The organism is Frateuria terrea (genome assembly GCF_900115705.1).
Taxonomy (GTDB): Bacteria; Pseudomonadota; Gammaproteobacteria; order Xanthomonadales; family Rhodanobacteraceae; genus Frateuria_A; species Frateuria_A terrea.
Genome location: NZ_FOXL01000004.1, coordinates 115,992 through 137,974, shown reverse-complemented (window position 1 = coordinate 137,974; position 21,983 = coordinate 115,992). Strand labels below are relative to the sequence as shown.

Here is a 21,983-nt window from a genome sequence, read left to right as displayed (position 1 = left end):
ATGTCCTGGCGCCTGTATGCGCCGCGGCCAGAGGGCCGCATCATGCAAAGCTATCAATTCCCTTTACCTGGCGCGCATGGCTCGCTGGTCGCGTTTCTTTTGAAACTCGTTCGGAAGGCGGGCCTGGCGGCGCCGGCCCGTGCAGATCGTCACCGGACAAGCCGACGTCACCGGATGATGCTCGCGGTGGATCAACGCCGCGCCTGCACGCGAGCGCCGGGCAGCCACTCGCCCGAGTTCAGCCCTCCTGCGGTCGCAGCCAGGTCCAAGCCAACCTATTTCGGGGCGTTTTGTGCATACCTCGTGTCCTCGAAGAACGGCCGTCATGAGCAGCTCGCAGGGCAACGGGGTGAACGGCGAGGACGTGCCATGCTCATCGCCACCCACCTCCTGAATGCCCAGCGCCATCTTGGAAGAGAACAGCAGCATCGCGAGCGCGTCCGCAATGGCGGACTTGGTGATGGCGATGCAACGGCAAAGGTCAGAGCGCGCCAACGGCAGATCGCCCTCTTGCGGCACCTCGGCCAGACCGTCGAATAGAGGTGGCCGTCGACGCGTGCCTGACCCTTGGGCTGGGTCGGTCAATCGGGTGTTCCCTGGTGTCGCCGCTTAACCGAAACGAGGGCGAGTGACCCCGGTGCCGGACGTCGACGGAGCGATGACTAAATCATGGGCCGGTTGCGGGTGCCCATCGCTAATGTTGAACGGTTTTCGTACTCAAAGGCCACTCTCATGAATGCCGTCAACCAGATCAATTCGCTGTACTTCTTTCCACACAAGCTCAGCTTTTCCCCTGTCGCCGCCGATGCTGCCACTGGCAGATATGGTGGCTGGTTGCCTCCGGATCATGGATCGGTCACGCGGCGATGGGAGCAACCCGCGAGCGCGTTCCTCCTGCCCGTGCAGGGGATTTCCCGATCCGAGCCGCTTCAGTCTGACCGTGAAGCGACGGGATTCGATCGCGTGGACGACGCAACGCCGATCGACCCCCCATCAAGCGAACGTTAGCCACAACTCTGCCCAGGCACCGATGGCGTTGGCCGCGCCTCCGCTGGTCGTTTCGGCTAAGGACATGCACGAGCACACCACCACAGGCAGATCTCATGGTTGATATATCCGGCAGGACCGCCAACGGCTATACGTACGACGGCATATACCAGAACGCCGGCCCCAATCGGATCACGTGGACCGCCACGTATCGGCGCAACGGTGTCTTCTTCGGTATGCGGCACGGCCGCGTCGACGGACTCCACGACCTTCCGCCCAAGGAGATCGACGAGGTCGTGAGGGACGATATCTCCCAAACCTGGGCCGGTTGAGCCGGCCCAGATGCTTGCCTCGAGGTGATCGCCCGGAGGTGAACGCGGGGGTGAGGCACCGGCGTTTCTAGGGAGAGTCAATCGGACGCCAGGCGGCCCATGCCATGTTCGCTACTGGCCAGTCGCGTTCATGCCTCGGTCTGCTCGGCGAGCTCGAACGCATCTTCGCCAGGAGGGAAATTCTGGTCTATCCCATTATTTCGAACTGGACCGGTCGATTTGTCTTCCACTGCAGAACGATCGCTCGGCTCGACACGAACGTGCCTTGAACGACATCACGGACGTGTAGGCTGACGAGATCATAACGCGAAGCTTCGAATCGATCGCCAGGTTGCGCAGTGCCAGATTGCGGACGGTGCCAAACAACTGGAGCCGCATCCGTATGGACCAAAGCTCGCGGAGCCTGGGAGTCTCTTCTGCCCGACCAGCTTGCCTTTGTTCCAGGATGCTTCGTGTTGGATGGTCTTCATGGTTGAACCCTCATACGGAGTGTTCGACCGTGCTTCGACTGGTGGCTAGGACTCGCGACGAAACCGTTTTTTCTGATAACGCCTGATGAAAGCGGACTCGCCCCCTTTGCGACGAGCTTCTCGTTACTCCCGACGTCGCCTTCACCCCAGCACCGAACGCCATTCGGCAATCGCCAAGGTGCGGCGCTGCTGCAATCCCTCTTGCGCGTGCTTTCGGCCGCGACGGAGGTGCCCGGCAACCGTGACATCGAGGATGTTGGATGCACAACGACCCATGCCGACTTGTTCTCCACAAGACCGCGCTGGACCTTGTCGGCGAGGAACGGACCGAGGCGGTCACGTCCTGCTTGGTATTTGTGTCGGCGTGGCGGTTGCCGGTGGCTCGCTTGCCGGGGGTTAACCAGCATCGCTGATCCGTCCTCCCGAACGCCGGCCGCCAGGCGTTTCACAGTGTCGTCACAACCTCGCTATTCCCACGGCAAGGCGGTTATCCGATCATGTGTGATTCTGTGCACACAACGAAAGGGACCAGGGGCATGGCCGAATTGCGGCAGCGCACGCTCGACGTGCTAGGCAAGAACCAGAAGTGGCTGCTGGACGAGTGGAACCGCGACCTGTCCGGCAGCGGCGTGGGGAACGACAATCGCATCGGCAAGGACGAGCTCGGGCAGCAGACGGCCGAATTCCTCGACCTGATGATCCGCGGCGCCACCCAGGGTGGCGGTACCGGCATTGGCACGGCCGCGTGGGGCGATGTCCGCGCGTTCCTCGAAGCGCTGTCCCGCTCACGCGCGCTGCAGGGTTTCGATTCCCTGCAGACGGCCAACTTCATCTTCTCCATCAAGCGGCCGCTGTTCGCGCTGCTCCAGCGCGAGTTGGGGGACGAACCGGCACTGCTGGCCGAACAACTGTGGGCGATCTCCGAGATCCTCGATTCGCTCGGCATGCATACGGTCAACTCGTTCCAGAAGTCTCGCGAAGACGTCATCCGCCGCCAGCAGGAAGAGCTGCTGGAGCTTTCCACCCCGGTGATCAAGCTGTGGGATGGCGTGCTGGCGTTGCCGATGATCGGCACGCTCGATTCGCAGCGCACGCAGGTGGTGATGGAGTCGCTGCTCCAGCGCATCGTGGAGACCGGTGCCGAAATCGCCATCATCGACATCACCGGCGTGCCGACGGTGGATACCCTGGTCGCCCAGCACCTGCTCAAGACGGTGACGGCGATCCGCCTGATGGGCGCGGACTGCATCATCAGCGGCGTGCGGCCGCAGATCGCGCAGACCATCGTTCACCTGGGGCTGGACCTGCAGGGCATCGTGACCAAGGCCAACCTGGCCGATGCGCTGGCCATGGCCCTGCGCCGCAACGGCCTGAGCGTGGTCAAGGGCTGATCGATGGATCGCATTCCGATCCTGCGCATGGGCGAGTTCCTGCTGGTCACCATCCAGGTGGACATGCATGACCAGCTTGCGCTCGCCCTCCAGGACGACCTGTCCGAACGCATCAGCAAGACCGCCGCACGCGGGGTGCTGATCGACATCTCGGCGCTCGACATGGTCGATTCCTTCATCGGCCGGATGATCGGCACTATTTCTGCGCAGTCGCGCATCATGGATGCCCACACGGTGGTGGTCGGTATGCAGCCGGAGGTTGCCATCACCCTGGTGGAGCTGGGTCTCACGCTCCCTGGCGTCAGCACCGCCCTCGACGTCGAGCGGGGCATGAAGCTGCTGCGCCAGCGCGTGGCTTCCGAATGAACGTTCGCACCCACGGCAGCATGCCGGTTCGCCGGGAACAGGACGTCGTGCTGGCCCGCCAGGCCGTGCGCAAGCTCGCGGTGGACTGCGGCATGCGCCTGGTGGACCAGACCAAGATGGTCACCGCCGCCAGCGAGCTGGCGCGCAACACCGTGGTCTACGGCGGCGGCGGCGACATGGACTGGGAGCTGCTGGAAGACGGCGCGCGCACCGGGCTGCGCCTGGTCTTCCGGGACGAGGGGCCCGGCATCGCCGATACCGCGTTGGCCATGACCGACGGCTGGACTTCCGGCAGCGGCCTGGGCCTCGGCCTGACCGGCGCCAGGCGGCTGGTGAGCGAGTTCGAGCTGGACAGCGCGCCGGGCAAGGGCACCCGCGTCAGCATCACGCGATGGACGTAGCAGGGACGGGCAGCCCGACCCTGGTACTGCCGCTGGACGACGCCAGCCAGGTCGGACACGCCCGGCGCACCACACTGCAGACAGCGCAGCGCATCGGCTTCGACGAAACCGATGCCGGTCGGGCGGCGCTGGTCGCCACCGAACTTTCCAGCAACGTGCTCAAGCACGCGATGCGCGGCGAGCTGCATCTGCAGGTCGTGCCTGGTCGCGACGGGCCGGGGCTGGAAATAGTCGCGGTGGACCGCGGTCCGGGCTTCGACGTTGCTGCCTGCTTGGTCGATGGCTACTCCAGCCGCGGCAGCCAGGGCATCGGACTGGGCGCGCTCGTGCGCCAGGCGCAGGTGTTCGATGCCCACGCCGATGCACGCGGTGCGGTCGTGTTGGCCCGCCTCTTTCCGCGCCAGCACACCCGGCGGCAGGATCTTCGCTTCGGCATCAGCCATCATGCGCTGCACGGCGAGCCCGCCAGCGGCGATACCTGGCGGCTGGCGATCGACGGCGCTCGCCTGAGCGCGCTAGTGATCGACGGCCTCGGTCACGGCGTGGCCGCGGCAGAGGCGGCCAAGGCTGGTGCCGCCGCGTTCGTCCGGGAGCCGTTCGACGCACCCGAAACGATCCTGGCCCGGGCGCATGCGGGCATGGCGAGCACGCGCGGCGGTGCGTTCGCCATCTGCCAGTACGACGGAGCGGGTACGCTGCGTTTCCTCGGCATCGGCAACATTGCCGGCAGCCTGGTCGGCGCGGAGCAATCGCGCGGACTGGCGTCGCACCCGGGCATCGTGGGCGGCCAGTTCCGCAAGCCGACCGTGTTCAGCTACCCGGCCTCGTCCGGCCAGTTGCTGATCATGCACTCCGACGGCCTGCAGGCGCGGTGGCGGCTGGGCGACTATGCCGGGCTGTGGCGGCGCCACCCCGGGGTGGTCGCGGCCGTGCTCAATCGTGACTACTGCCGCGGGCGTGACGATACGACCGTCCTGGTGGCCTCCATGGAGACTCCGCGTGAGTGAGCAACGCCAGCAAGACACCAGCCCGGCCCAGGAACTGGAACGGCTGCGTGCGGAGGCCGACTCCCTGCGCGCCGAGCTAGAAGAGACCAACCAGGGCGTGCTCGCGCTCTATGCGGAGCTCGACAGCCAGGCCGAGGAACTGCGCCAGGCATCCGACCTGAAGAGCCGGTTCCTGTCCTACATGAGCCATGAATTCCGCACGCCGCTGGGCTCCATCCTGAGTGTCGCTCGCCTGCTCACCGACGAGCTCGACGGGCCGCTGAACGGCGAGCAGCACAAGCAGGTGCAGTTCGTGCAGGTAGCCGCGAGCGAGCTCAGCGCGATGGTCGACGACTTGCTGGACCTGGCCAAGATCGAGGCTGGTCGCATCACGATCGCGCCGGCATGGTTCCACATGGTCGATCTGTTCGCTGCGCTGCGGGGGATGTTCCGGCCGATCGCGATTTCCTCGACCGTGGACCTGGTATTCGAGGAGCCCAGGGACATCCCCAAGCTGTACACCGACGACAAGAAGCTGGCGCAGATCCTGCGCAACTTCATCGCCAACGCGCTGAAGTTCACCACCCAGGGCGAGGTCCGTGTCTCGGCCCGCGTGGAGAACGCGACCGAGGTGAGATTCTCGGTCAGGGACACCGGCATCGGCATTCCCAAGACGCTGCATTCCACCCTGTTCGAGGATTTCGCGCAGGTCGACTCGCCCCTTCAGCAGCGCCTGCGCGGAACCGGACTGGGTCTGTCCCTGTGCAAGCGTTTCAGTCACCTGCTCGGCGGACGCGTCGGGCTGGAAAGCAGCCCCGGTCAGGGATCGACCTTCTACGTGGTGATTCCGGCCATCCTTCCCGAGGAACTCGCCGATGGCGCATGAGACCCGCCTGCTGATCGTCGACGACAACGTCGCCACCCGCTACGCCATAAAGCGCGTGCTCGAGCACCGGGGCCACCGCGTGCTGGAAGCGGGCACGGGTGCCGAGGGCCTGGCGCTGCTTCGCGAGCAGGTTGTCGATGCGCTCATCCTGGACGTGAACCTGCCCGACATCAGCGGATTCGACGTGGTCCGGCAGCTGCGCGAGACGCCCCGGACGGCCCTGCTGCCAGTGGTGCACGTGTCGGCGGCATCGATCGCCACCGGTGACCTGATCACCGGCCTCAACGCCGGCGCGGATGCCTACCTGATCCATCCGGTCGACCCGGACGTGCTGGCCGCCACGGTCCGCACGCTGCTGCGCGTGCGTGACGCAGAGCAGGCCCTGCGCGAAAGCGAGGCACGCTTCCGCGAGATCTTCGGCGCGGTGGCCGCGCCGGTCGCCGTCGTCGATGCCCGATTGCGCGTGCACGAGAGCAATGCGGCGTTCGCAATGCTGCTACCCGACGCGGCCGACTCATTGCTGCGGAGCGACGAAAGCCCGCAGCGCCAGTCCGGCGAATGGCAGGCGCTGCGCGCCAGTCTCGCCCAGGGAGAGCGCGCGCAGGGGACGTTGGCGATGCAGACCAGCCTGGGTGTGCGCGAGCTGGCGTGGCGCGTCGTGCCGTGGCGGGCGCCCGACCTCGGCGTGGTCCTGGTCGAGGACGTAACCGAACAGCGCGAGCGCGAGCGCCGCCAGCAGGAGGCGCTGAGCCACGCCAACGCGCGGCTCGCCCGGGAGATGGCGGAACACGCCCGCACCGGCGCGCAGTTGCGTCAAGCGCAGAAGATGGACGCGCTCGGCCGCCTCACCGGCGGCATTGCCCACGACTTCAACAATCTGCTGACCGGCATCATCACCGGTATCGAGTTGATCAACCGCCGCGTGGAGGAGGGCCGCACCGACGTGCAGCGCTACACCGACATCGCGCTGGAGTCCGCGCGCCGTGCCGCCTCGCTGACCCATCGACTGCTTGCGTTTGCCCGCCAGCAGCCGCTCGATGCCCAACCGGTGGACGTAAATGAACAGGTGCGCTCGCTCAAGGACATGCTCGCGCGGACGCTCGGCGAGCGCATCACGATCCAGTTCCAGTTGGCCGAAGGCGCGACGACCGCCCGCGTGGACGTCAGCCAGCTGGAGAACGCCGTGCTCAACCTGGTGATCAATGCGCGCGATGCGCTCGAGCAAGGCGGCGTCATCTGCGTGAGTACCGAGCGCGTGCGCATGCAAGACCAGGGCGAGCTCGTGGACGGCGACTACATCGCGCTGCACGTGCGGGACAACGGCTGCGGCATTCCCCAACACGTGGTGGAGCGGGTGTTCGAGCCGTTCTTCACCACCAAGCAGGCCGGCAAGGGCACCGGCCTGGGGCTGTCCATGATCTATGGCTTCACCCGCCAGTCCGGTGGCGACGTGCGCATCACGAGTACCGAGGGCGAGGGCACGGAGGTCACGCTGCTGCTGCCTGCGGAACAGGCCGAGGCGCGACCCGCGAAGGTATTGCCCGAACTCGCCGAGCGCGGCCGCGGCGAATGGGTGTTGCTGGTCGACGACATGCCGACCGTGCGGATGCTGCTGGTCGACCTGCTGACCGAGGCCGGCTATCGCTGCACGCACACGGCAGACGTCGACGAGGCCCAGCGCATCCTACGCAGCGACGCGTCGATCGACCTGCTGGTGACCGACGTCGGGCTACCGGGCATGAACGGTCGCCGCCTGGCGGACATGGCGCGTGGCTGGCGCCCTCGGCTGCCAATCCTGTTCATCACCGGCTACGCGGAGAATGCGCTGGCGCGCGAGGTCTTCCTGGGGCCGGGCATGGACATGATCGTCAAGCCCTTCGAGATCGAGCAACTGCTGGGCAAGGTTCGCGCCTCGCTGGACGCCTGAGGCGCCGCCCCCGATCCGGCGAACGGCTCTGCGCTGCTTGCTTCGTCAGTACTTCCCGAAAGGCATCGACCTGTCAGGCCATCCCCAGTCCAAGTTGGACGAAGTAGCCAGGCAACTCAACGAACGACCACGCAAGACGCTGGGCTTTGAGACACCGATCGAGCGATATCGACAAGCTGTTGCATCGACCGGTTGAAACCGCCGCCGAAAGTGGACCACCAAGTCAGTAGCGAACGGCGTCGGGTTCACTTACTAGCCGCCTGCTGCGCCCGAAGCACCCGCCTCAGCCCAGGATCAAGCACATCCGCCTGCCGCTTGGGTTGCAGCAATGCTCGCTCACCTTCAGCAAGCTGGCAGTTGCGCGAGAGAGTGTCGGCGCCTTCGGTGGTGGTGGCGGATACGTCCTGCAGGTTGACGACGACGGCGAGGGTGTCTCCCAGGAGTTCAAGCGCGAGGCAAACGCGGTCGATGGTTCCCGTGCTGCGATAGCGGCTACCGGCCACCATCACGAGAAGGTTGTTCCGGTCGATCCAGATGCTGGAGCGCACGCCCGGTAACGGACGGACAGCGGCGCGGGCGGCTTCGTGGTCGATGGGACGCGAGGCGTCCGGCAAACGCATGGCCCGGAGCATGTCCTTCTGCATCGCCTGCGTGTGGGCTTGGATGGCGCGCTGGTCGCCCGTGAGCGCGGCAGCATCGATGGCGGCCAGATGGCCGGAAGTCGCCAGTGGATCGACGGGGTGGCCCGCCTGTTTCTGCCGACGTGCGGTGTTTGCGGTGCCTTCCTCTGGCGCCTCGGTGCAACCGGTGAGAGTTGCGCAGGCGACAGCGGCGGCGATAAGCCAGCGCTGCATGGTCATCCTTTCCCCCGAAAGTTGCGGGCAGGATAGCGCTTACGAGTTCATCGGCAACCTCCGTTCTCCCGCTGATGGGTTCGCCGGTCACGCTTCGGTACTGCTCGCAGGGCCGGCAGCTTTGAAAGCGACGAACAATTGTCTTTCAAAGCTACAGGCCGATGGAAAGCGAGCTTTCATTTTTCTTGCAGATGAAAGCGGGTGGGACAAGAAAGCGCCGCAGTGCGGGCTTTCACGTGCCGGGTGGTCGCTGGCCTTCGTGCCACCGGCTCCAGCTCATGCGAGTCTCGCGCACGGCTGCGGTGCTTGTGAGGTTCCCGGTAAACATGTGGCTGGCTTGGTGGTCGTTGCGAGCGGGCCGGTGCCTGCGTTCTCCGCCTCGGCAGTGACACGCGACCGATGGACGGTGGGCATGGATCTACCGCGGTCTGGCACTTGATGCGTTACACCGTGACGGTTGTTGATCTGTATCAACGCCTACTGACCCGTCAATGGGAGCATCCGTTCACCACTGCATCGAGGACCACGACCATGCCTACCTTCATCACCCAGGGCCGCTATACGCCGGACGCCATCCGCAGCATGGTGGGCCATCCGCAGGACCGCTCCAAAGAGGTGGAGAAGCTGTTCGCGGCCACCGGGGGCAAGTTGCTGGGGTACTACATGACCTTCGGCGAGTACGACTTCCTGGTCATTTCCGAGGGGCCGGACGAGGGCGTGGCGATCTCCACCATTGCCGCCGCGGCGGCTGGCGGGGTGACGGACCTCAAGACCGTGATGGCGATTCCTGGGCCGCAGATGGTGGATGCCTTCACCCGGGCCGCGGCCGTCTCCAGTGGCTTCCGTGGCCCCATGCAGGCCGAGCAGCGTCCGATGCAGCAGGCGCACTGATCGTGCGGCCCGGGTTCCTGCCGCGGCCACCGCTGCATGGGCCGTGGTGGCCTCAGCTGCCGATGGGGCGGTCCCCTGTCCCTGCCCCGCCTGCGCCGACCTGCCCGCCCGTGTGCAGCAGCCGCCGCTGGCTGCGCGGACGCCGGCGGCGGCAGTAGCGGGCAATCGGGGGAGCAGTTCCCGCTGGCCCGGTCTGTGCCGGCGGGAGGCCTGCGGAGATCTGCCCACGCCCCCGCTGCACACGGGGGCGTACCTTGCGTCTTCAGTCGATGCACGAGGGCGCCTCAGTGGACGACGGCCAGCGGATCCAGAGCGCACGCCTGCGCGCCAAGGTGACGGGCGCGGACGAGGCGGCACGCTTTATCGCGCCGGGCAGCACGGTGGGCATGAGCGGCTTTACCGGCTCGGGCTACCCGAAGGCGGTGCCGACGGCGCTGGCGGCGCGGATCGAGGCCGAGCATGCGGCCGGGCGGCCGTTCCGGGTGCGGGTGTGGACCGGGGCATCGACCGGGCCGGAGCTGGATGGTGCGCTGGCGCGGGCCGCGGGCATCGAGTTCCGGTTGCCGTACAACTCCGATCCGCTGGTGCGCGAGCAGATCAACGCCGGCCAGATGGAGTACTTCGACCTGCACCTGAGCCAGGTCGCGCCGATGGCCTGGCAGGGGTTTCTGGGCCCCCTGGACACGGCCGTGATCGAGGTCAGCGGGATCACGCCCGACGGTGCGCTGATCCCCTCCTCCTCCGTCGGCAACAACAAGACCTGGATCGACCAGGCGCGCCAGGTGATCGTGGAGGTCAACCGCTGGCAGAGCGCGCACCTGGACGGCATGCACGACATCTACTACGGCACCGCGCTGCCGCCCCACCGCGTGCCGATCCCGATCCTGCGGCCCGGCGACCGCATCGGCGAGCCCTTCCTGCGCTGCGATCCGGACAAGGTAGTGGCGGTGGTGGAGACCGATGCGCCCGACCGCAACCTGCCGTTTCGGGCGCCGGACGAGGCTGCCCGTGCGATCGCCGGGCACCTGCTGGAATTCCTGCGCCACGAGGTGAAGCTCGGTCGCCTGCCGGCGGCCTTGTTGCCGATCCAGTCGGGCGTGGGAAACATTCCCAACGCGGTCCTCGGCGGCCTGCTCGACAGTCCCTTCGAGCGCATGAGCGCCTACACCGAGGTGATCCAGGACGGCATGCTCGATCTGCTCGCGGCCGACCGGCTGTCAGTGATCTCGGCCACCGGCCTCTCGCTCAGCCCGCCCACGGCGGCGGCCTTCAATGCCGACGTGGCGCGCTACCGCGGACGCATCGTGCTGCGCCCGCAGGAGATCAGCAACCATCCGGAGGTGATCCGCCGGCTCGGCTGCCTGGCGATGAACGGCTTGATCGAGGCGGACATCTACGGCGCGGTCAATTCCACCCACGTGATGGGCTCGCGCATCCAGAACGGCATCGGTGGCTCGGGCGACTTCGCGCGCAACGCCTACATCTCGATCTTCATGACGCCCTCCACCGCCAAGGAGGGGCGCATTTCCACGATCGTGCCGCAGGCCAGCCATGTCGACCACATCCCGCAGGACGTGCAGGTGATCGTCACCGAGCAGGGGCTGGCCGATCTGCGCGGCCTGTCGCCCAAGCAGCGCGCGCGGCAGATCATCGAGCGCTGCGCGCATCCCGACTTCCGCCCGGCGCTGGAGGACTATTTCGAGCGCGCCCGCGCGCACGCCTACGGCCAGCAATCGCCGTCGCTGCTGACCGAGGCGCTGTCGTGGCACCAGCGTTACCTCGATACCGGCAGCATGCGGCCCTCGCCCTAGCGCCATCGCCCGCCAGGGCGGCTGCGCCGCCCTCAGGCATCGGGCGCGATCGTCGCGACCGGCTTGATCGGCAGCCGCACCATAACGCCATGCCCGCGCTCGCGGGGCATGCTCTGGACCGTTCCGCCCAGGTGCGAGGCAAGCATTTGCACCAGGCGGGTACCCAGTCCGTCCTGTTTCGCTGGGGGCACGCCCACGCCGTCGTCTTCCACGCTCAGGACCATGCCCTCGTCCGCCGGTTCCAGGGTGATCTGCACGGTGCCGCCCTGCCCTTCCGGAAAGGCGTACTTGAAGGCGTTGGTCACCAGTTCGTTGGCGATCAGCCCGATCGATACGGCCACCGGGGCGTCGACGGCCATGGGGCTCGTCTTGACGCGCACGACGATGGGGCGCACGTCGCGCAGCAGTTCGGCCAGGCCGTGGCCAAGCGCGCGCAGGTAGGCGCCCACTTCCACCTGGCCGTGCTTGCCGGATTTGCGCAGGCGCTCCTGGGCCTGGGCGATCACCCGCACGCGAGCCACCGCCGACTCCAGCGCGTCGCGGGCGATCGGATCGCTTTGGCGCATGGCCTGGATGCCGAGCACCGAGGAAATCATCATCAGGTCGTTGCGGGTCCGGTGGGACAGCTCGTCCAGCAGCAGTGCGGTTTCCGCTTCCGCATCCAGCAGCTTGCAGACCGCCCCGCGCAACGCCTCGATCAGCCACGCGGTGGCGCAGCCGACGGCGACGTACACCGCGACCAGCAGCAATTCGGTCGGTCGCGGCGCGATGCTGTCCCGCAGGAGGCTGATGACGTCGTCGCCGAACACCGCGCTGAGCAGCGTGGCGAAGAGGCCGGCGGGCCGGCCGAAGAACAAGGCCGCCAGGAACACCACGGGCAGGAACGGCAGGTAACGGTGCAGCGCCGGGCGGAAGGTGTACTCGAACGCCAGTACCGCCAGCACCAGCCCCGCCGCCACGATGTATCCCACGGCGGCAGGAGGCCGCTTGCGGGAGAGCACCGTGACGATCAGGTTTTCCATGCCGCCTGCACCCACGTTTGGGATGCAAAGTATGTGATCGGGCGTAGACCTCTGCCTAGGGCGCGTGAACGAACCGTGGGCTTGGCCCGCTGGGTTTCAGCCGGCGCGGACGGCAGTCCGTCGAGGCAGCATCAAATCCGCGCCTCGCGCGTGGCGGTCTCGGCCTTGTGGGCCGGGTTCATCACCGGCACCAGCTCCGCCAGCGCATCGGCGATGTCGGCCTGGCGGAACGGCTTGGCCAGGCGGAACAGTCCATGGGTTTCCTCGGCCTGACCGCTGTAGCCGGTGATCAGCAGCACCGGCAACCGCGGTTGCGAGCGGTGCAGTCGCCGAGCCAGCTCCGCGCCATCCATGCGGGGCATTTTGTAGTCGGTCACCACCACGTCGACGTGCAGGCCCCCCTGCAGCTTTTCCAGCGCTTCGGCGCCGCCGCTGGCCTCGACCACCTCATGGCCGAGTTCGCGCAGCAGCGCGGCCGTGCCGTCACGCACCAGTTGCTCGTCGTCGACCAGCAGCACATCCAGCCGCCGGCCGCCGTCATCGGGCCGAGCCGGATGCACCGCGCGCCGGGCCGACGGCGTGGCGGCCGAAGCCACCGGAAGCCACAACTCCACGCGGGTGCCCTCGCCCGGCGTGCTGGCGATGGCGAAGTGCCCGCCGAGCTGGCCGGCCAGGCCGTGCACCATCGACAGGCCCAGGCCGGTGCCGCGCCCGGTTTCCTTGGTCGAGAAGAAGGGCTCGACGGCGCGTACCAGGGTGTCCTGGTCCATGCCGGTGCCGGTGTCGATCACACAGATGCGCACGTAGTCGCGCATGGGCAGTTCCGGCTCGCCAGGCCCGGGCACCACCACGTCGGCGCCGATGGTGAGCGTGCCGCCACGGGGCATCGCATCGCGGGCGTTGACGCACAGGTTGAGCAACGCCAGTTCCAGCTGGTTGGGATCGGCCAGCGCCTGCGGCAGGTCGGCCCCGAAGGACGTATGCAGCTCGATGGTCGAGCCGACCGAACTGCGGATCAGGTCACGCATGCCCTCCAGCAGCGACACCATGTCCACGGGCTGGGTTTGCAGGCTTTGACGCCGGGCGAAACCCAGCAACCGCTGCACCAGGATCTTGGCGCGTTCGGCCGATTGCAGCGCGCCATCGATCAACCGGCCGGCGCGCGCGTCGGCGTCGGCGTAGCGGCGCTGCAGCAGATCGAGCGCGCCGGTGATCGGCATCAGCAGGTTGTTGAAGTCGTGCGCCACGCCGCCGGTGAGCTGGCCGATGGTCTCCAGCTTCTGCGCCTCGTGCAGCTTGGCCAGGGCCTCCTGGCGAGCCGCGGTTTCCTCGCGTACGCGCTGTTCCAGCGTCGCGGTGAGCACGCGCAGCGACTGTTCGGTCGCCCGCTGCTCGGTCACGTCGGTGTGTACTCCGACCCATTCGCGGATGGCGCCCTCGCGGTCGAAGGCAGGAATCGCCCTGACGCTGAAGATGCGCCAGTGCCCTTCGCGCGTGCGCAGGCGATGTTCGAACTGGTACGCGCGCTTTTCGGCGACGGCGGCGCCCCAGGTGTCCAGCGTCCGCTGCACGTCGTACGGGTGCACTGCCGCGATCCAGCCCCCGTTGGCGTATTCGTCCTGTGACTGCCCCGTCAGCTCGGACCAGCCAGGCTGTTCGCCTACCATTTCGCCCTTGGCGTTGGTACTCCAGAGCACCCCCTGCACCGCCTGGATTGCCGCCCGGAAACGCTGTTCGCTGTCGTGCAGAGCGGCCAGCCGCTCGCGCGCTTCGTACTGCCGGCGCCGTCCGCGCAGGGCTGCCTGCGCCAGGCTGACCAGGGTGGTGGGATGGAACGGCCGCTCCAGGAACGTCACGTTGCCAAGCACGGTGAGCAGGCGCCCCGCGGCTGGATTGCGCTCGATGCCGCCACGGCTGGTGACCAGAATGAACGGGAAATCCGACCACTGCGGCTGTGCCTCCAGCCAGGCGGCGAGCGGGTGCAGGTCGGCCTGGAGCAGGCTTTCCTCGGTCACCAGCGCCGTGCCCGCGCCGGCGGCCATGCCTTCGACCAGCTTCGCCAGCGACGGGCATGACAGCGAGCGCAACCCGGCCTCGGCCAGGATCGCCGCGGCCACCTGGGCGTCTCGCCCAAGCGGCGCCAGAACCAGGATGCGTTCGGAGAGGTGCGGGATCACGACCGGTCCGGTATCAGCTGCTTCTCGAGGTCGGCACCCACGAGCGTGGGCACGCCCCGCAACACGCCCTGGAACTGGGTCAACGGCTCGCCCAGCTGGAAGCCCTGCGCTCCCAGGCGGTATTCGCGGATGGTGTCCTCGTGGGCGCTGGCGCGCTTCTTCACCACCGAGATGGCGCGCCGCACCCGCCCGGCCGCCTCGAAGTAACGAAGCAGCAACACCGTGTCGGCGAGATAGGTGACGTCCACCGGCGACCTCATGTCGCCCACCAGGCCATGCTGGGCCACGGTGAGGAGCGCCGTGACGCCGCGCCGGTTGAGGAACTGCAGCAACTCGTGCATATGAAGCACCAGCGCCTGCTCCTCCGGCATCGCAGCCTGGTAGCCGTTGAGGCTGTCGATCACCACCATGCGCACGCCTGCTTCCACGTGCTCGCGCACGCGGGCGGTGAATTCCCCCGGAGTCATCTGCGCCGCATCGATCTGCTCGACCACCAGCCTGCCCTCGTCGACCAGGCGCTGCATGTCGATGCCCACGCCCAGCGCGCGCTGGAACAGCAGGCCTCGTTCCTCGTCGAAGATGAACATCGCCGCGCGTCCTCCCCGCTGGATTGCGCCGACGAGGAAGGTCAGGCTGAGCAGCGACTTGCCGGTGCCGGCCGGCCCCAGCACCAGTACGCTCGAGCCGCGCTCGATGCCGCCGCCGAGCAGGGCGTCGAGTTCCGGCGTGGGACAGGGCAGGACCTCGTGCTCGAATCGCCCGCCGTGCTCGCCGGCCACCAGCCGCGGATACACATGCACGCCGCCGGTGCGGATCACGAAATCGTGGTAGCCGCCGCGGAAATGCCGTCCGCGGTACTTGAGCACGCGCAGGCGGCGGCGCTCGGCGCCATAGTCGGGCGAGAGCTCTTCCAGCTGGAATGCACCGTGGGCCACGCTGTGGACGGTCTTGTCGGTGCTCTCGCTGGTCATGTCGTCAAGCATCAGTACGGTTGCGTCCGACCGCGAGAAGTAATGCTTGAGTGTGAGGATCTGGCGGCGATAGCGAAGTGAACTCTGGGCCAGCAGGCGGATCTCGGACAGGCTGTCCAGTACCACCCGGTCCGGACGGACGCGCTCGAACGCCTCGAAGATCCGGCTGGTGGTTTCGCCCAGTTCCAAGTCAGAGGAATACAGCAGGCTTTGCTTCTGGGCTTCGTCGAGGAGGTTTTCCGGCGGCACCAGTTCGAAGATGTCCAGGCCGTCCAACGACCATCCGTGCGACGCCGCCGTGGCCCGCAGTTCGTCTTCGGTTTCGGACATCGTGACGTAGAGCCCACGTTCGCCCGCCTCCCGACCGGCCAGCAGGAACTGCAGCCCGACGGTGGTCTTGCCGGTGCCGGGGTGGCCCTCGAGCAGGAACAGCCGACCTCGGGTGAGGCCGCCGTTGAGCACGTCGTCAAGGCCGGCCACACCCGTGGAGGCCTGCTCAGTCAAGGGATCGTTCAAGCCGTGTACCTCGATCAAATTGTCGTGAACATATTTTTCTACCACAGGCTAATCGGCCGCGGCGCGAAGGCCGCTCTGGCGCCCACCGGGCGCCTTCACGCGGCCTTCGCGGACCGCATCCGCCGAAGCCAGCCCTTGTCGATGACGCCGCCGACGCCGCCGTGTACGCCGAACCTTGCAGACCTGGGAACGTCCGAGCAGCACGACGACATGCAGGTACGTGCCGCGCGGGCCAGGGACATGCTTCCGATGGGCAGGAGCCCCTGCCTGGTCCTACGGGCCTCGGCGCGGAGATTGCGGACGGTTCCGGCGGTGCGTGCCGGTCGGCCGCGAGATCACTAGCCACGCCGGCCTAGGCGGCCTCGAACGTTCTGGCCATGATCGCTGGCAGGCTGCCGTTGTCGCGCAGCAGCTTGACCATGTTGTGCCTGCCGCCTGGGATCTCATGCACCGTCACCTGTGCCAGCCCTTCCAGGCGCCGGGCGTGGACGCGGTCCAGCGCGTCGTCGGGGGAATAGAACACCGAGACCCGCATATCCCCACGCGCCTTGGCGAGCGCCGGCCGGACGTCCCAGAACCTCGGCGCGCGCAGGCCCTGCCACCAGACCTTGCCGATCTGCCGTGCCCAGCGCGTGTCCCGGTGGCGCAGGCGCAAGCCGGGGGACACGAAAGTCTGCGGCGCGAAAGCGATGGCGTCGACGCCGCCGAGCATCGCGGCAAAGAGCATGGCGGCGAACCCACCCATGGAGTTGCCCACGAACACCACCCGCTCGGGTTCCAGGCGGGCGATCTGCTCGGCCAGGTAGGCCGCCGTCGACGGGATGTCGTGGCTGATCCCGGGCAAGCCGGCGTGGTACCAGCACTGGCGGAAATCGCGCACGAAGATGCGGCTGGCCTCGAGGATCTTCGAGGCGCTGTAGAACTCGAACGGCGGCATCGCGATGCCCGCGGCGATGCCGCCGAAAAAAATGTAGAGCGCTGGGGCACCCTGGATCAGGTCGAACTCGACGGGAGCGTGGATGCTGGGCGTGCCGCGGGCCACCGTGGATCCCTCACATGGCAGGAAGCGAAGTCAACCGTAAGGGGCGTCGTCAAAAGGTCAAGAAGTTGTGCAACGGCTGCGGCGATGCGTGCGGTGCCCGGATGACGGAGTGCCACTGATCAGCCGCGCCGTACGGGCCTTCGGGCAAGCGGCCCCACCGGCTTCGGCTCAGCCCTCGGGACTACCCGGATCCACTGCAACACCAGCAGCACCAGGGGAAACATCAGTGCGGTCGCCGCCAGGCTCGCGTACTCGAACCGCACACCCTCGATCATGTGCTGCAGCCGCGGCACGCCCTGGCCGTCGAAACCGTACATGAAGCGGTAGAAGACGTTGCCGCCCCAGTGGATGCCGATGCTCATCCAGAGCGCGCCGGTCCTGAGCACGGTCCACGCCAGCGAGAGGCCCAGGATGGCCGAGAACGCCAGGTTGCCCAGGTCGATGCCTTCGTTCCACGAATCGTCCAGCGCGTACGCGATGACGGTAAGTGGCACGTACCAGCGCATCAGTTCGAAACGACGGCAGAAGGCCAGGCCATAACCGCGGATCATCAGGTCGTTGATGGCCGAGGCGAGGAACATCGCGAACAGGGCCTTGCCCAGCAGCGGCAGCGCAAAGGAGGCGTCGCGCCATCCGGCCAGCTCGAACTTGCCCATCGCGAGCAAGAGGAGATTCTTCAGCGCCCAGATGCCGAAGCCTATCCCGAAGCCGACCCACAACCAGCGCATCCACCCGGCAGGCCGTGCCAGGCCCAGCGGCGCCGCGTGGCGCAGCCCCAGGCCATAGCGGCAGAGGACGAACGTCAGGGCAAAGAATCCAGCGACGTAGGCCAGCCAGGCCGTCACCGCGCCACCGGTCAGGCGGGGCACGAGGTTGGCGTACAGATCGAGCGCGGCAAAGCCGAGCAACCAGCCAGCCATGGCAAGCGGTCGTGTCATGAGGTTCGCCCAGGCAGGCCGCCAGATGGCGGCGGCGCATGGTATTACGCCGGCTGCCGCGTCGGGCGATGGCTTCGCATCGCGCGTGCAGCCTGCGAACGCGCGGCATGCGGGGCCATATAAAAAGGGCGCCGCATCCTGGCGGCGCCCCTCGCTTCCTTGCGTTCCCTTCGGTCACTTGTCCGGATCGGCTTCCAAATCGAGACGGCCTGAGGTGCACGGCGCCTCCCTTGCCCAGTGCCCGCGGCCATCGTCATTCGTTCATCACCGCCTCAGTGAAGCGCAGGCGCCGTCAACGCGCGGTAAAAATTCGCGGAGTACCTGTCATCGCAGTCAAGGTCGAGGCCGCCGCGGCGGCGGCCTCGCCGGACACATGCCTCATCTCGATGGGTCCGCTTCGACGTGGAACCCGCCGACCTGGATGACCTGGCCGCGGGTCGGCTGCCGGCGACCGTCCTTGCGCACGAAGGAAATGGTCAGCCGATCGAGCCGCGTCGGCCAGATGCGCTGCAGCGCGTCGGTAATCGGGAACACCAGGCGCGCTCCGCCGCCCTGGTTCGCAGGCATCGCCATGCTCTGCATGTCGTGCATGCCTGCCCCCTTCATGCCCGCCTGCATCTTCGCCACGCTGATCTCGAAGGGGCCGAACGAGCCGAGCAGGTAGGCCTGGGCAGGTGCCCCCGCGGCACCGGGGTCTGGCAGGTTGACGTAGACGTTGTAGAAGTAGCCGCCCTTATCTCCCAGGCTGGTGAGCCGGACGTCGTCCAGCACCACGCGCACGGGGCCGCCTGCCTGGTTCGACGCCGTGGCGGTGCCCGACTCGAGCATGCCCGAGCGCACGCGGTTGGCGTCTTGCGCGGTGAGCGTCACGTCCACGCTGACCGAGCGCTCGTCCAGCGCCAGCGGTCGCGCCACGCCCAAAGGCACGCTCTGGATCGTGGCCGGACGCACCGGCATGGCACCCACCTGGCTGGATGCGGCGCGCGCGATGTAGCCCGTCGGCGGCAGCGTGGTGGGCATGGTCTGGTTGTCGTAGACGTAGCCCAGCTGGGTGGAGGTCGAGGCGGTCCATGCCCGCGGCATGGTCGCGATGGCACTGCCGTATTGGAAGCTGCCGGACCAGTAGGCGTACTTGGTGGCTGGCTGGGTGCGCCCGCCGCCGGCCTTCAGCCATGCCACCCACAGGCGGTCGATGTTGGCGTGGTGCAGCCAGAAGATCGGGTCCCGCGGCGAGATGCGCACCGAGGACATCGCGCCACCGATCAGGTTGTGCACGTTGTTGTGCGGCAAGGGCTCGATCACCGGCTCGAAGGCATTGGGCTTGCCGCGCTGGAAGTTGACGATGGTGCTGGCGAATGCGTCCAGGGTCAGCCCACTGGCGACGTTCGTTCCTACGCGGTCGCTGCGGTACATGGGCAGGGATGGGTCGAGGAATTCGTCGGGAATCGACGGGCTGTCGTAATAGCTCCAGTACGGCAACACCAGGGTCGGGTCGCCCGAGGCCAGGCGCAGCTGGTTCTCGAAGTTGTAGAGGAAGCCGCGATGCCAGGCCAGGAAGTAGGCCTTGCCGTGCGGGCAGTACTGGCTGTGCACGCTCACCCAGTACGACCACGACGCGGGATCGGCGACGTTGGTGTTCGCCTTCATCGACTTGACCGCGCTGCAGAAGGAGGCGAACGAAGGGCCGGTGCGGAATACGTCCCAGCTGGGCCGGATGTTCAAGGTGACCGAGCGGGCCACCCGCGGCAGGAGCGGGACCAGCGCAAGCGAAACCGAAGACTGCAGGAAGCGCCTTCTGGAAATCATGATGCTCTCCGTGGGATCTGGGATCGTTCGATGCGATCGACGCCACTTCCTTGGTTGGCGAAGCCGGTCGTGAGGACGGATCCATGACGCACATACGAACTTCCATGCCTCGGGCGAGGCAGACGAAAACGGTAGCGCGCACCCTCACCACACACGGCCGTTTTGCCTCGCCCGGGCTCCTGCCTTTGCGGCGTCGGAAGTGAATAGCCGCTGGCGTCAATGGACAGTCAAGATCGCTGCCGAAGCTGCTTGGATTGGCGGATTGCATGGCCGCGTCCGGATGCCCGGCATGTGAAATGGCGAGGTTTTTTTTCCATCCGCGGCACTAACCGCTAACATGCCCCGCTTACCCGGCGCGGAACGGCTAGTGAGACCGCTGCACCGGGCCCGATGTGGAGCAAAGCGTGATCGAAAAATTCTCGACCGGCGTAGAGGGACTCGACCAGCTGACCGATGGCGGTTTCCTCCGCGGTTCGGCCTACATCGTCCAGGGGCCACCGGGTGCCGGCAAGACGATCCTGGCCAACCAGTTCTGCTACGCGCACGTCGCGGGGGGCGGGCGGGCGCTCTACATGACGCTGCTGGCCGAGTCGAGCTCGCGCATGCTCGCCTACGTCAGCCAGATGGGCTTCTTCGAGGGCAGCGCGCTGCCCGATGCAATGCAGTACGTCAGTGGCTACGGCGTGCTCGAGCGCGAGGGCCTGCCCGGGCTGCTCAAGCTGGTGCAGCACGAGCTCAAGCGCCATCGCGCCACCGCGATGGTGCTCGACGGCACCTTCGTGGCGCAGTCGGTGGCCTCGGAGCAGGAGTTCCGCGCCTTCATCCACACCCTGCAGGGCGTGGCCGGCATGGCCGGCGCGGTACTGGTGATGCTCACCCACCAGAATCGCGACGCCAGCTGTCCCGAACACACCATGGTCGATGGCTGGATCGAGCTGAGCGACGAGACGACCGGCTTCCGCGCCTACCGCACCATCCAGGTGAGGAAACACCGCGGCGCGGCGATCCTGCCCGGCAAGCACCGCTTCCGTATCACCGGCAATGGCATCGCCGTCTTTCCCCGCGCCGAAAGCACGATGGACGCGGCGGTCCTGCCCAGCGCCCAGGCGCATCGCTCGTCGATCGGTCACCGCGACATCGACGGCCTGCTGCAGGGCGGTCTACCGGGAGGATCGGCCACGTTGCTGGTGGGGCCGACCGGTTCGGGCAAGACCACGCTGGGCATGCATTTCCTGTCGCTGTCGAGCGCGCAGGAACCCGGACTCATGCTCGGCTTCTACGAAACGCCCGCGCATATACGGATGAAGGCGCGCAGCGTCGGCCTGGACCTGGATACCCCGACCGAGGCCGGCACGCTGGACATCCAGTGGCTGCCGCCGGCGGAAAACATCGTCGACGAGATCATCCGCGACGTCGTCAGCCATGCGAAGGCGCGCAAGGTCAAGCGCGTCTTCATCGACGGTCTGGTGGCCATCCGCGACAGCCTGGTGATCACCAGGCGCATGCCCTACGTGATCAACGCGCTCAGCATGCAGCTGGCCGCGCTCGGCGCCACGGTGTTGTACACCTCCGAGATTCCCGAGCTGCAGCTCGACGAGATCCAGCTGCCCAGCGACGAGTTGTCGGCGATGGTCGACAACGTGCTGCTGCTCAGCACGGGCCGGCGTGCGCACGCGTTCCGTCGCTACCTGTCGGTGATCAAGCTGCGCGACAGCAACTTCGACCCGTGTACGCAGGAGTTCCACATCAACGGCAACGGCATCGCGTTCGGGCCCGATCCACGCGTCGGCCCGGCCGGGGATGCGAGCTGATCATGCTTCGCGTCCTTCTGGTCGAAGATGAACCCGATGTCGCCTTGGTGGCCGCCACCGTGCTGGAAGACGCCGGCTACCACGTAACCGTCGCCTCCGATGGCCACGAGGGCCTGGAGATCGCGCTGCAGGAACAGCCCGAGCTGGTGGTCACCGATTTCATGATGCCGCGGCTGGACGGGCTGGAGATGATCGAGCGCCTGCGCCTGGCAGGCTTCGAGCGGCCGATCATCCTCGCCACCGCGATACCCGAAGACCACCTGCCCCACCACCCGGCCTACGACGCCTACCTGGCCAAACCCTACGGCACGCGCGAGCTGCTGGCGCTGGTGGAGGCGTTCCGCACGCAGCTGGGGTTCTGAGCCGGCGCGCCGGCGGTGGCCACTCGGCGCCGGCTC

The 21,983-nt window shown here is 67.2% G+C and carries 19 protein-coding genes and 1 pseudogene; 13 read left to right on the top strand and 7 right to left on the bottom strand.

What is annotated here, in order from left to right; genetic code table 11:
• The 9 genes and pseudogenes from BMZ38_RS17525 to BMZ38_RS17515 form a co-directional block, all read left to right on the top strand.
• Entirely contained in the window at positions 1-540 is a 540-nt protein-coding gene (locus tag BMZ38_RS17525) for a hypothetical protein (protein WP_139202413.1), read from the top strand.
• 192 nt (positions 541-732) lie between these two features.
• Positions 733-1,008, top strand: a complete 276-nt coding sequence (locus BMZ38_RS17520; RefSeq protein WP_139202414.1) for a hypothetical protein — start codon at positions 733-735, stop codon at positions 1,006-1,008.
• A 1,317-nt stretch (positions 1,009-2,325) separates the two neighbouring features.
• Positions 2,326-3,180: an STAS domain-containing protein gene (locus BMZ38_RS07300; RefSeq protein WP_091335917.1), complete on the top strand. Its 855-nt coding sequence runs from the start codon at positions 2,326-2,328 to the stop codon at positions 3,178-3,180.
• A 3-nt stretch (positions 3,181-3,183) separates the two neighbouring features.
• Positions 3,184-3,546 (top strand): STAS domain-containing protein, encoded by a 363-nt coding sequence (locus BMZ38_RS07295; protein WP_091335915.1) that lies wholly within the window; start codon positions 3,184-3,186, stop codon positions 3,544-3,546.
• Positions 3,543-3,947, top strand: a complete 405-nt coding sequence (locus tag BMZ38_RS07290) for an ATP-binding protein (RefSeq protein ID WP_091335913.1) — start codon at positions 3,543-3,545, stop codon at positions 3,945-3,947. The genes BMZ38_RS07295 and BMZ38_RS07290 overlap by 4 nt, the downstream gene beginning before the upstream one ends.
• Entirely contained in the window at positions 3,938-4,954 is a 1,017-nt protein-coding gene (locus tag BMZ38_RS07285; protein WP_091335911.1) for an ATP-binding protein, read from the top strand. The genes BMZ38_RS07290 and BMZ38_RS07285 overlap by 10 nt, the downstream gene beginning before the upstream one ends.
• Positions 4,947-5,819 carry a sensor histidine kinase gene (locus BMZ38_RS07280; RefSeq protein WP_245747222.1) on the top strand — a complete coding sequence of 291 codons (873 nt, stop codon included), beginning with the start codon at positions 4,947-4,949 and terminating at the stop codon, positions 5,817-5,819. Before BMZ38_RS07285 ends, BMZ38_RS07280 begins: the two co-directional genes overlap by 8 nt.
• Positions 5,809-7,746 carry a response regulator gene (locus BMZ38_RS07275; RefSeq protein WP_091335908.1) on the top strand — a complete coding sequence of 646 codons (1,938 nt, stop codon included), beginning with the start codon at positions 5,809-5,811 and terminating at the stop codon, positions 7,744-7,746. Before BMZ38_RS07280 ends, BMZ38_RS07275 begins: the two co-directional genes overlap by 11 nt.
• Positions 7,747-7,783: 37 nt before the next feature.
• Positions 7,784-7,942, top strand: a pseudogene (locus BMZ38_RS17515) (IS30 family transposase); the annotation flags it as partial.
• A 49-nt stretch (positions 7,943-7,991) separates the two neighbouring features.
• Here BMZ38_RS17515 and BMZ38_RS07270 read toward each other — a convergent pair.
• Positions 7,992-8,600, bottom strand: a complete 609-nt coding sequence (locus BMZ38_RS07270; protein WP_245747223.1) for a hypothetical protein — start codon at positions 8,598-8,600, stop codon at positions 7,992-7,994.
• A gap of 531 nt (positions 8,601-9,131) precedes the next feature.
• Here BMZ38_RS07270 and BMZ38_RS07265 point away from each other — a divergent pair.
• Positions 9,132-9,491 (top strand): GYD domain-containing protein, encoded by a 360-nt coding sequence (locus BMZ38_RS07265; RefSeq protein WP_175483720.1) that lies wholly within the window; start codon positions 9,132-9,134, stop codon positions 9,489-9,491.
• A 269-nt stretch (positions 9,492-9,760) separates the two neighbouring features.
• Positions 9,761-11,302 carry a succinyl-CoA:acetate CoA-transferase ScpC gene (gene scpC / locus BMZ38_RS07260; protein ID WP_091335903.1) on the top strand — a complete coding sequence of 514 codons (1,542 nt, stop codon included), beginning with the start codon at positions 9,761-9,763 and terminating at the stop codon, positions 11,300-11,302.
• 32 nt (positions 11,303-11,334) lie between these two features.
• Here scpC and BMZ38_RS07255 read toward each other — a convergent pair whose 3' ends face one another.
• The 6 genes from BMZ38_RS07255 to BMZ38_RS07225 form a co-directional block, all read right to left on the bottom strand.
• On the bottom strand, positions 11,335-12,324 hold the full coding sequence (locus tag BMZ38_RS07255) for a sensor histidine kinase (protein WP_091335901.1): 990 nt from the start codon (positions 12,322-12,324) through the stop codon (positions 11,335-11,337).
• A 131-nt stretch (positions 12,325-12,455) separates the two neighbouring features.
• On the bottom strand, positions 12,456-14,501 hold the full coding sequence (locus BMZ38_RS07250; protein WP_091335899.1) for a hybrid sensor histidine kinase/response regulator: 2,046 nt from the start codon (positions 14,499-14,501) through the stop codon (positions 12,456-12,458).
• Positions 14,498-15,988 (bottom strand): ATPase domain-containing protein, encoded by a 1,491-nt coding sequence (locus BMZ38_RS07245; RefSeq protein WP_217638736.1) that lies wholly within the window; start codon positions 15,986-15,988, stop codon positions 14,498-14,500. Before BMZ38_RS07245 ends, BMZ38_RS07250 begins: the two co-directional genes overlap by 4 nt.
• A 352-nt stretch (positions 15,989-16,340) precedes the next feature.
• Complete coding sequence (locus tag BMZ38_RS07235; RefSeq protein WP_091335893.1) at positions 16,341-17,030, bottom strand: alpha/beta fold hydrolase; 690 nt, start codon at positions 17,028-17,030, stop codon at positions 16,341-16,343.
• 119 nt (positions 17,031-17,149) lie between these two features.
• Entirely contained in the window at positions 17,150-17,968 is an 819-nt protein-coding gene (locus BMZ38_RS07230; RefSeq protein WP_175483721.1) for a CPBP family glutamic-type intramembrane protease, read from the bottom strand.
• A 378-nt stretch (positions 17,969-18,346) separates the two neighbouring features.
• On the bottom strand, positions 18,347-19,774 hold the full coding sequence (locus tag BMZ38_RS07225) for a tyrosinase family protein (RefSeq protein ID WP_091335891.1): 1,428 nt from the start codon (positions 19,772-19,774) through the stop codon (positions 18,347-18,349).
• Between the two features lie 404 nt (positions 19,775-20,178).
• Between BMZ38_RS07225 and BMZ38_RS07220 the strand changes: the two genes are divergently transcribed.
• A complete protein-coding gene (locus tag BMZ38_RS07220; protein ID WP_175483722.1) occupies positions 20,179-21,585 on the top strand; it encodes an RAD55 family ATPase in 1,407 nt (468 codons plus the stop codon).
• A 2-nt stretch (positions 21,586-21,587) separates the two neighbouring features.
• Complete coding sequence (locus tag BMZ38_RS07215; RefSeq protein WP_091335887.1) at positions 21,588-21,947, top strand: response regulator transcription factor; 360 nt, start codon at positions 21,588-21,590, stop codon at positions 21,945-21,947.
• The last annotated feature ends 36 nt before the right edge of the window (positions 21,948-21,983 follow it).

What these genes read in the sequence shown, in the direction of transcription:
- BMZ38_RS17525 (WP_139202413.1), top strand. Translation starts at nt 1, where the DNA reads ATGTCCTGGCGCCTGTATGCGCCGCGGCCAGAGGGCCGCATCATGCAA.
- BMZ38_RS17520 (WP_139202414.1), top strand. Translation starts at nt 733, where the DNA reads ATGAATGCCGTCAACCAGATCAATTCGCTGTACTTCTTTCCACACAAG.
- BMZ38_RS07300 (WP_091335917.1), top strand. Translation starts at nt 2,326, where the DNA reads ATGGCCGAATTGCGGCAGCGCACGCTCGACGTGCTAGGCAAGAACCAG.
- BMZ38_RS07295 (WP_091335915.1), top strand. Translation starts at nt 3,184, where the DNA reads ATGGATCGCATTCCGATCCTGCGCATGGGCGAGTTCCTGCTGGTCACC.
- BMZ38_RS07290 (WP_091335913.1), top strand. Translation starts at nt 3,543, where the DNA reads ATGAACGTTCGCACCCACGGCAGCATGCCGGTTCGCCGGGAACAGGAC.
- BMZ38_RS07285 (WP_091335911.1), top strand. Translation starts at nt 3,938, where the DNA reads ATGGACGTAGCAGGGACGGGCAGCCCGACCCTGGTACTGCCGCTGGAC.
- BMZ38_RS07275 (WP_091335908.1), top strand. Translation starts at nt 5,809, where the DNA reads ATGGCGCATGAGACCCGCCTGCTGATCGTCGACGACAACGTCGCCACC.
- BMZ38_RS07270 (WP_245747223.1), bottom strand. Translation starts at nt 8,600, where the DNA reads ATGCAGCGCTGGCTTATCGCCGCCGCTGTCGCCTGCGCAACTCTCACC.
- BMZ38_RS07265 (WP_175483720.1), top strand. Translation starts at nt 9,132, where the DNA reads ATGCCTACCTTCATCACCCAGGGCCGCTATACGCCGGACGCCATCCGC.
- scpC (WP_091335903.1), top strand. Translation starts at nt 9,761, where the DNA reads ATGCACGAGGGCGCCTCAGTGGACGACGGCCAGCGGATCCAGAGCGCA.
- BMZ38_RS07255 (WP_091335901.1), bottom strand. Translation starts at nt 12,324, where the DNA reads ATGGAAAACCTGATCGTCACGGTGCTCTCCCGCAAGCGGCCTCCTGCC.
- BMZ38_RS07230 (WP_175483721.1), bottom strand. Translation starts at nt 17,968, where the DNA reads ATGACACGACCGCTTGCCATGGCTGGCTGGTTGCTCGGCTTTGCCGCG.
- BMZ38_RS07225 (WP_091335891.1), bottom strand. Translation starts at nt 19,774, where the DNA reads ATGATTTCCAGAAGGCGCTTCCTGCAGTCTTCGGTTTCGCTTGCGCTG.
- BMZ38_RS07215 (WP_091335887.1), top strand. Translation starts at nt 21,588, where the DNA reads ATGCTTCGCGTCCTTCTGGTCGAAGATGAACCCGATGTCGCCTTGGTG.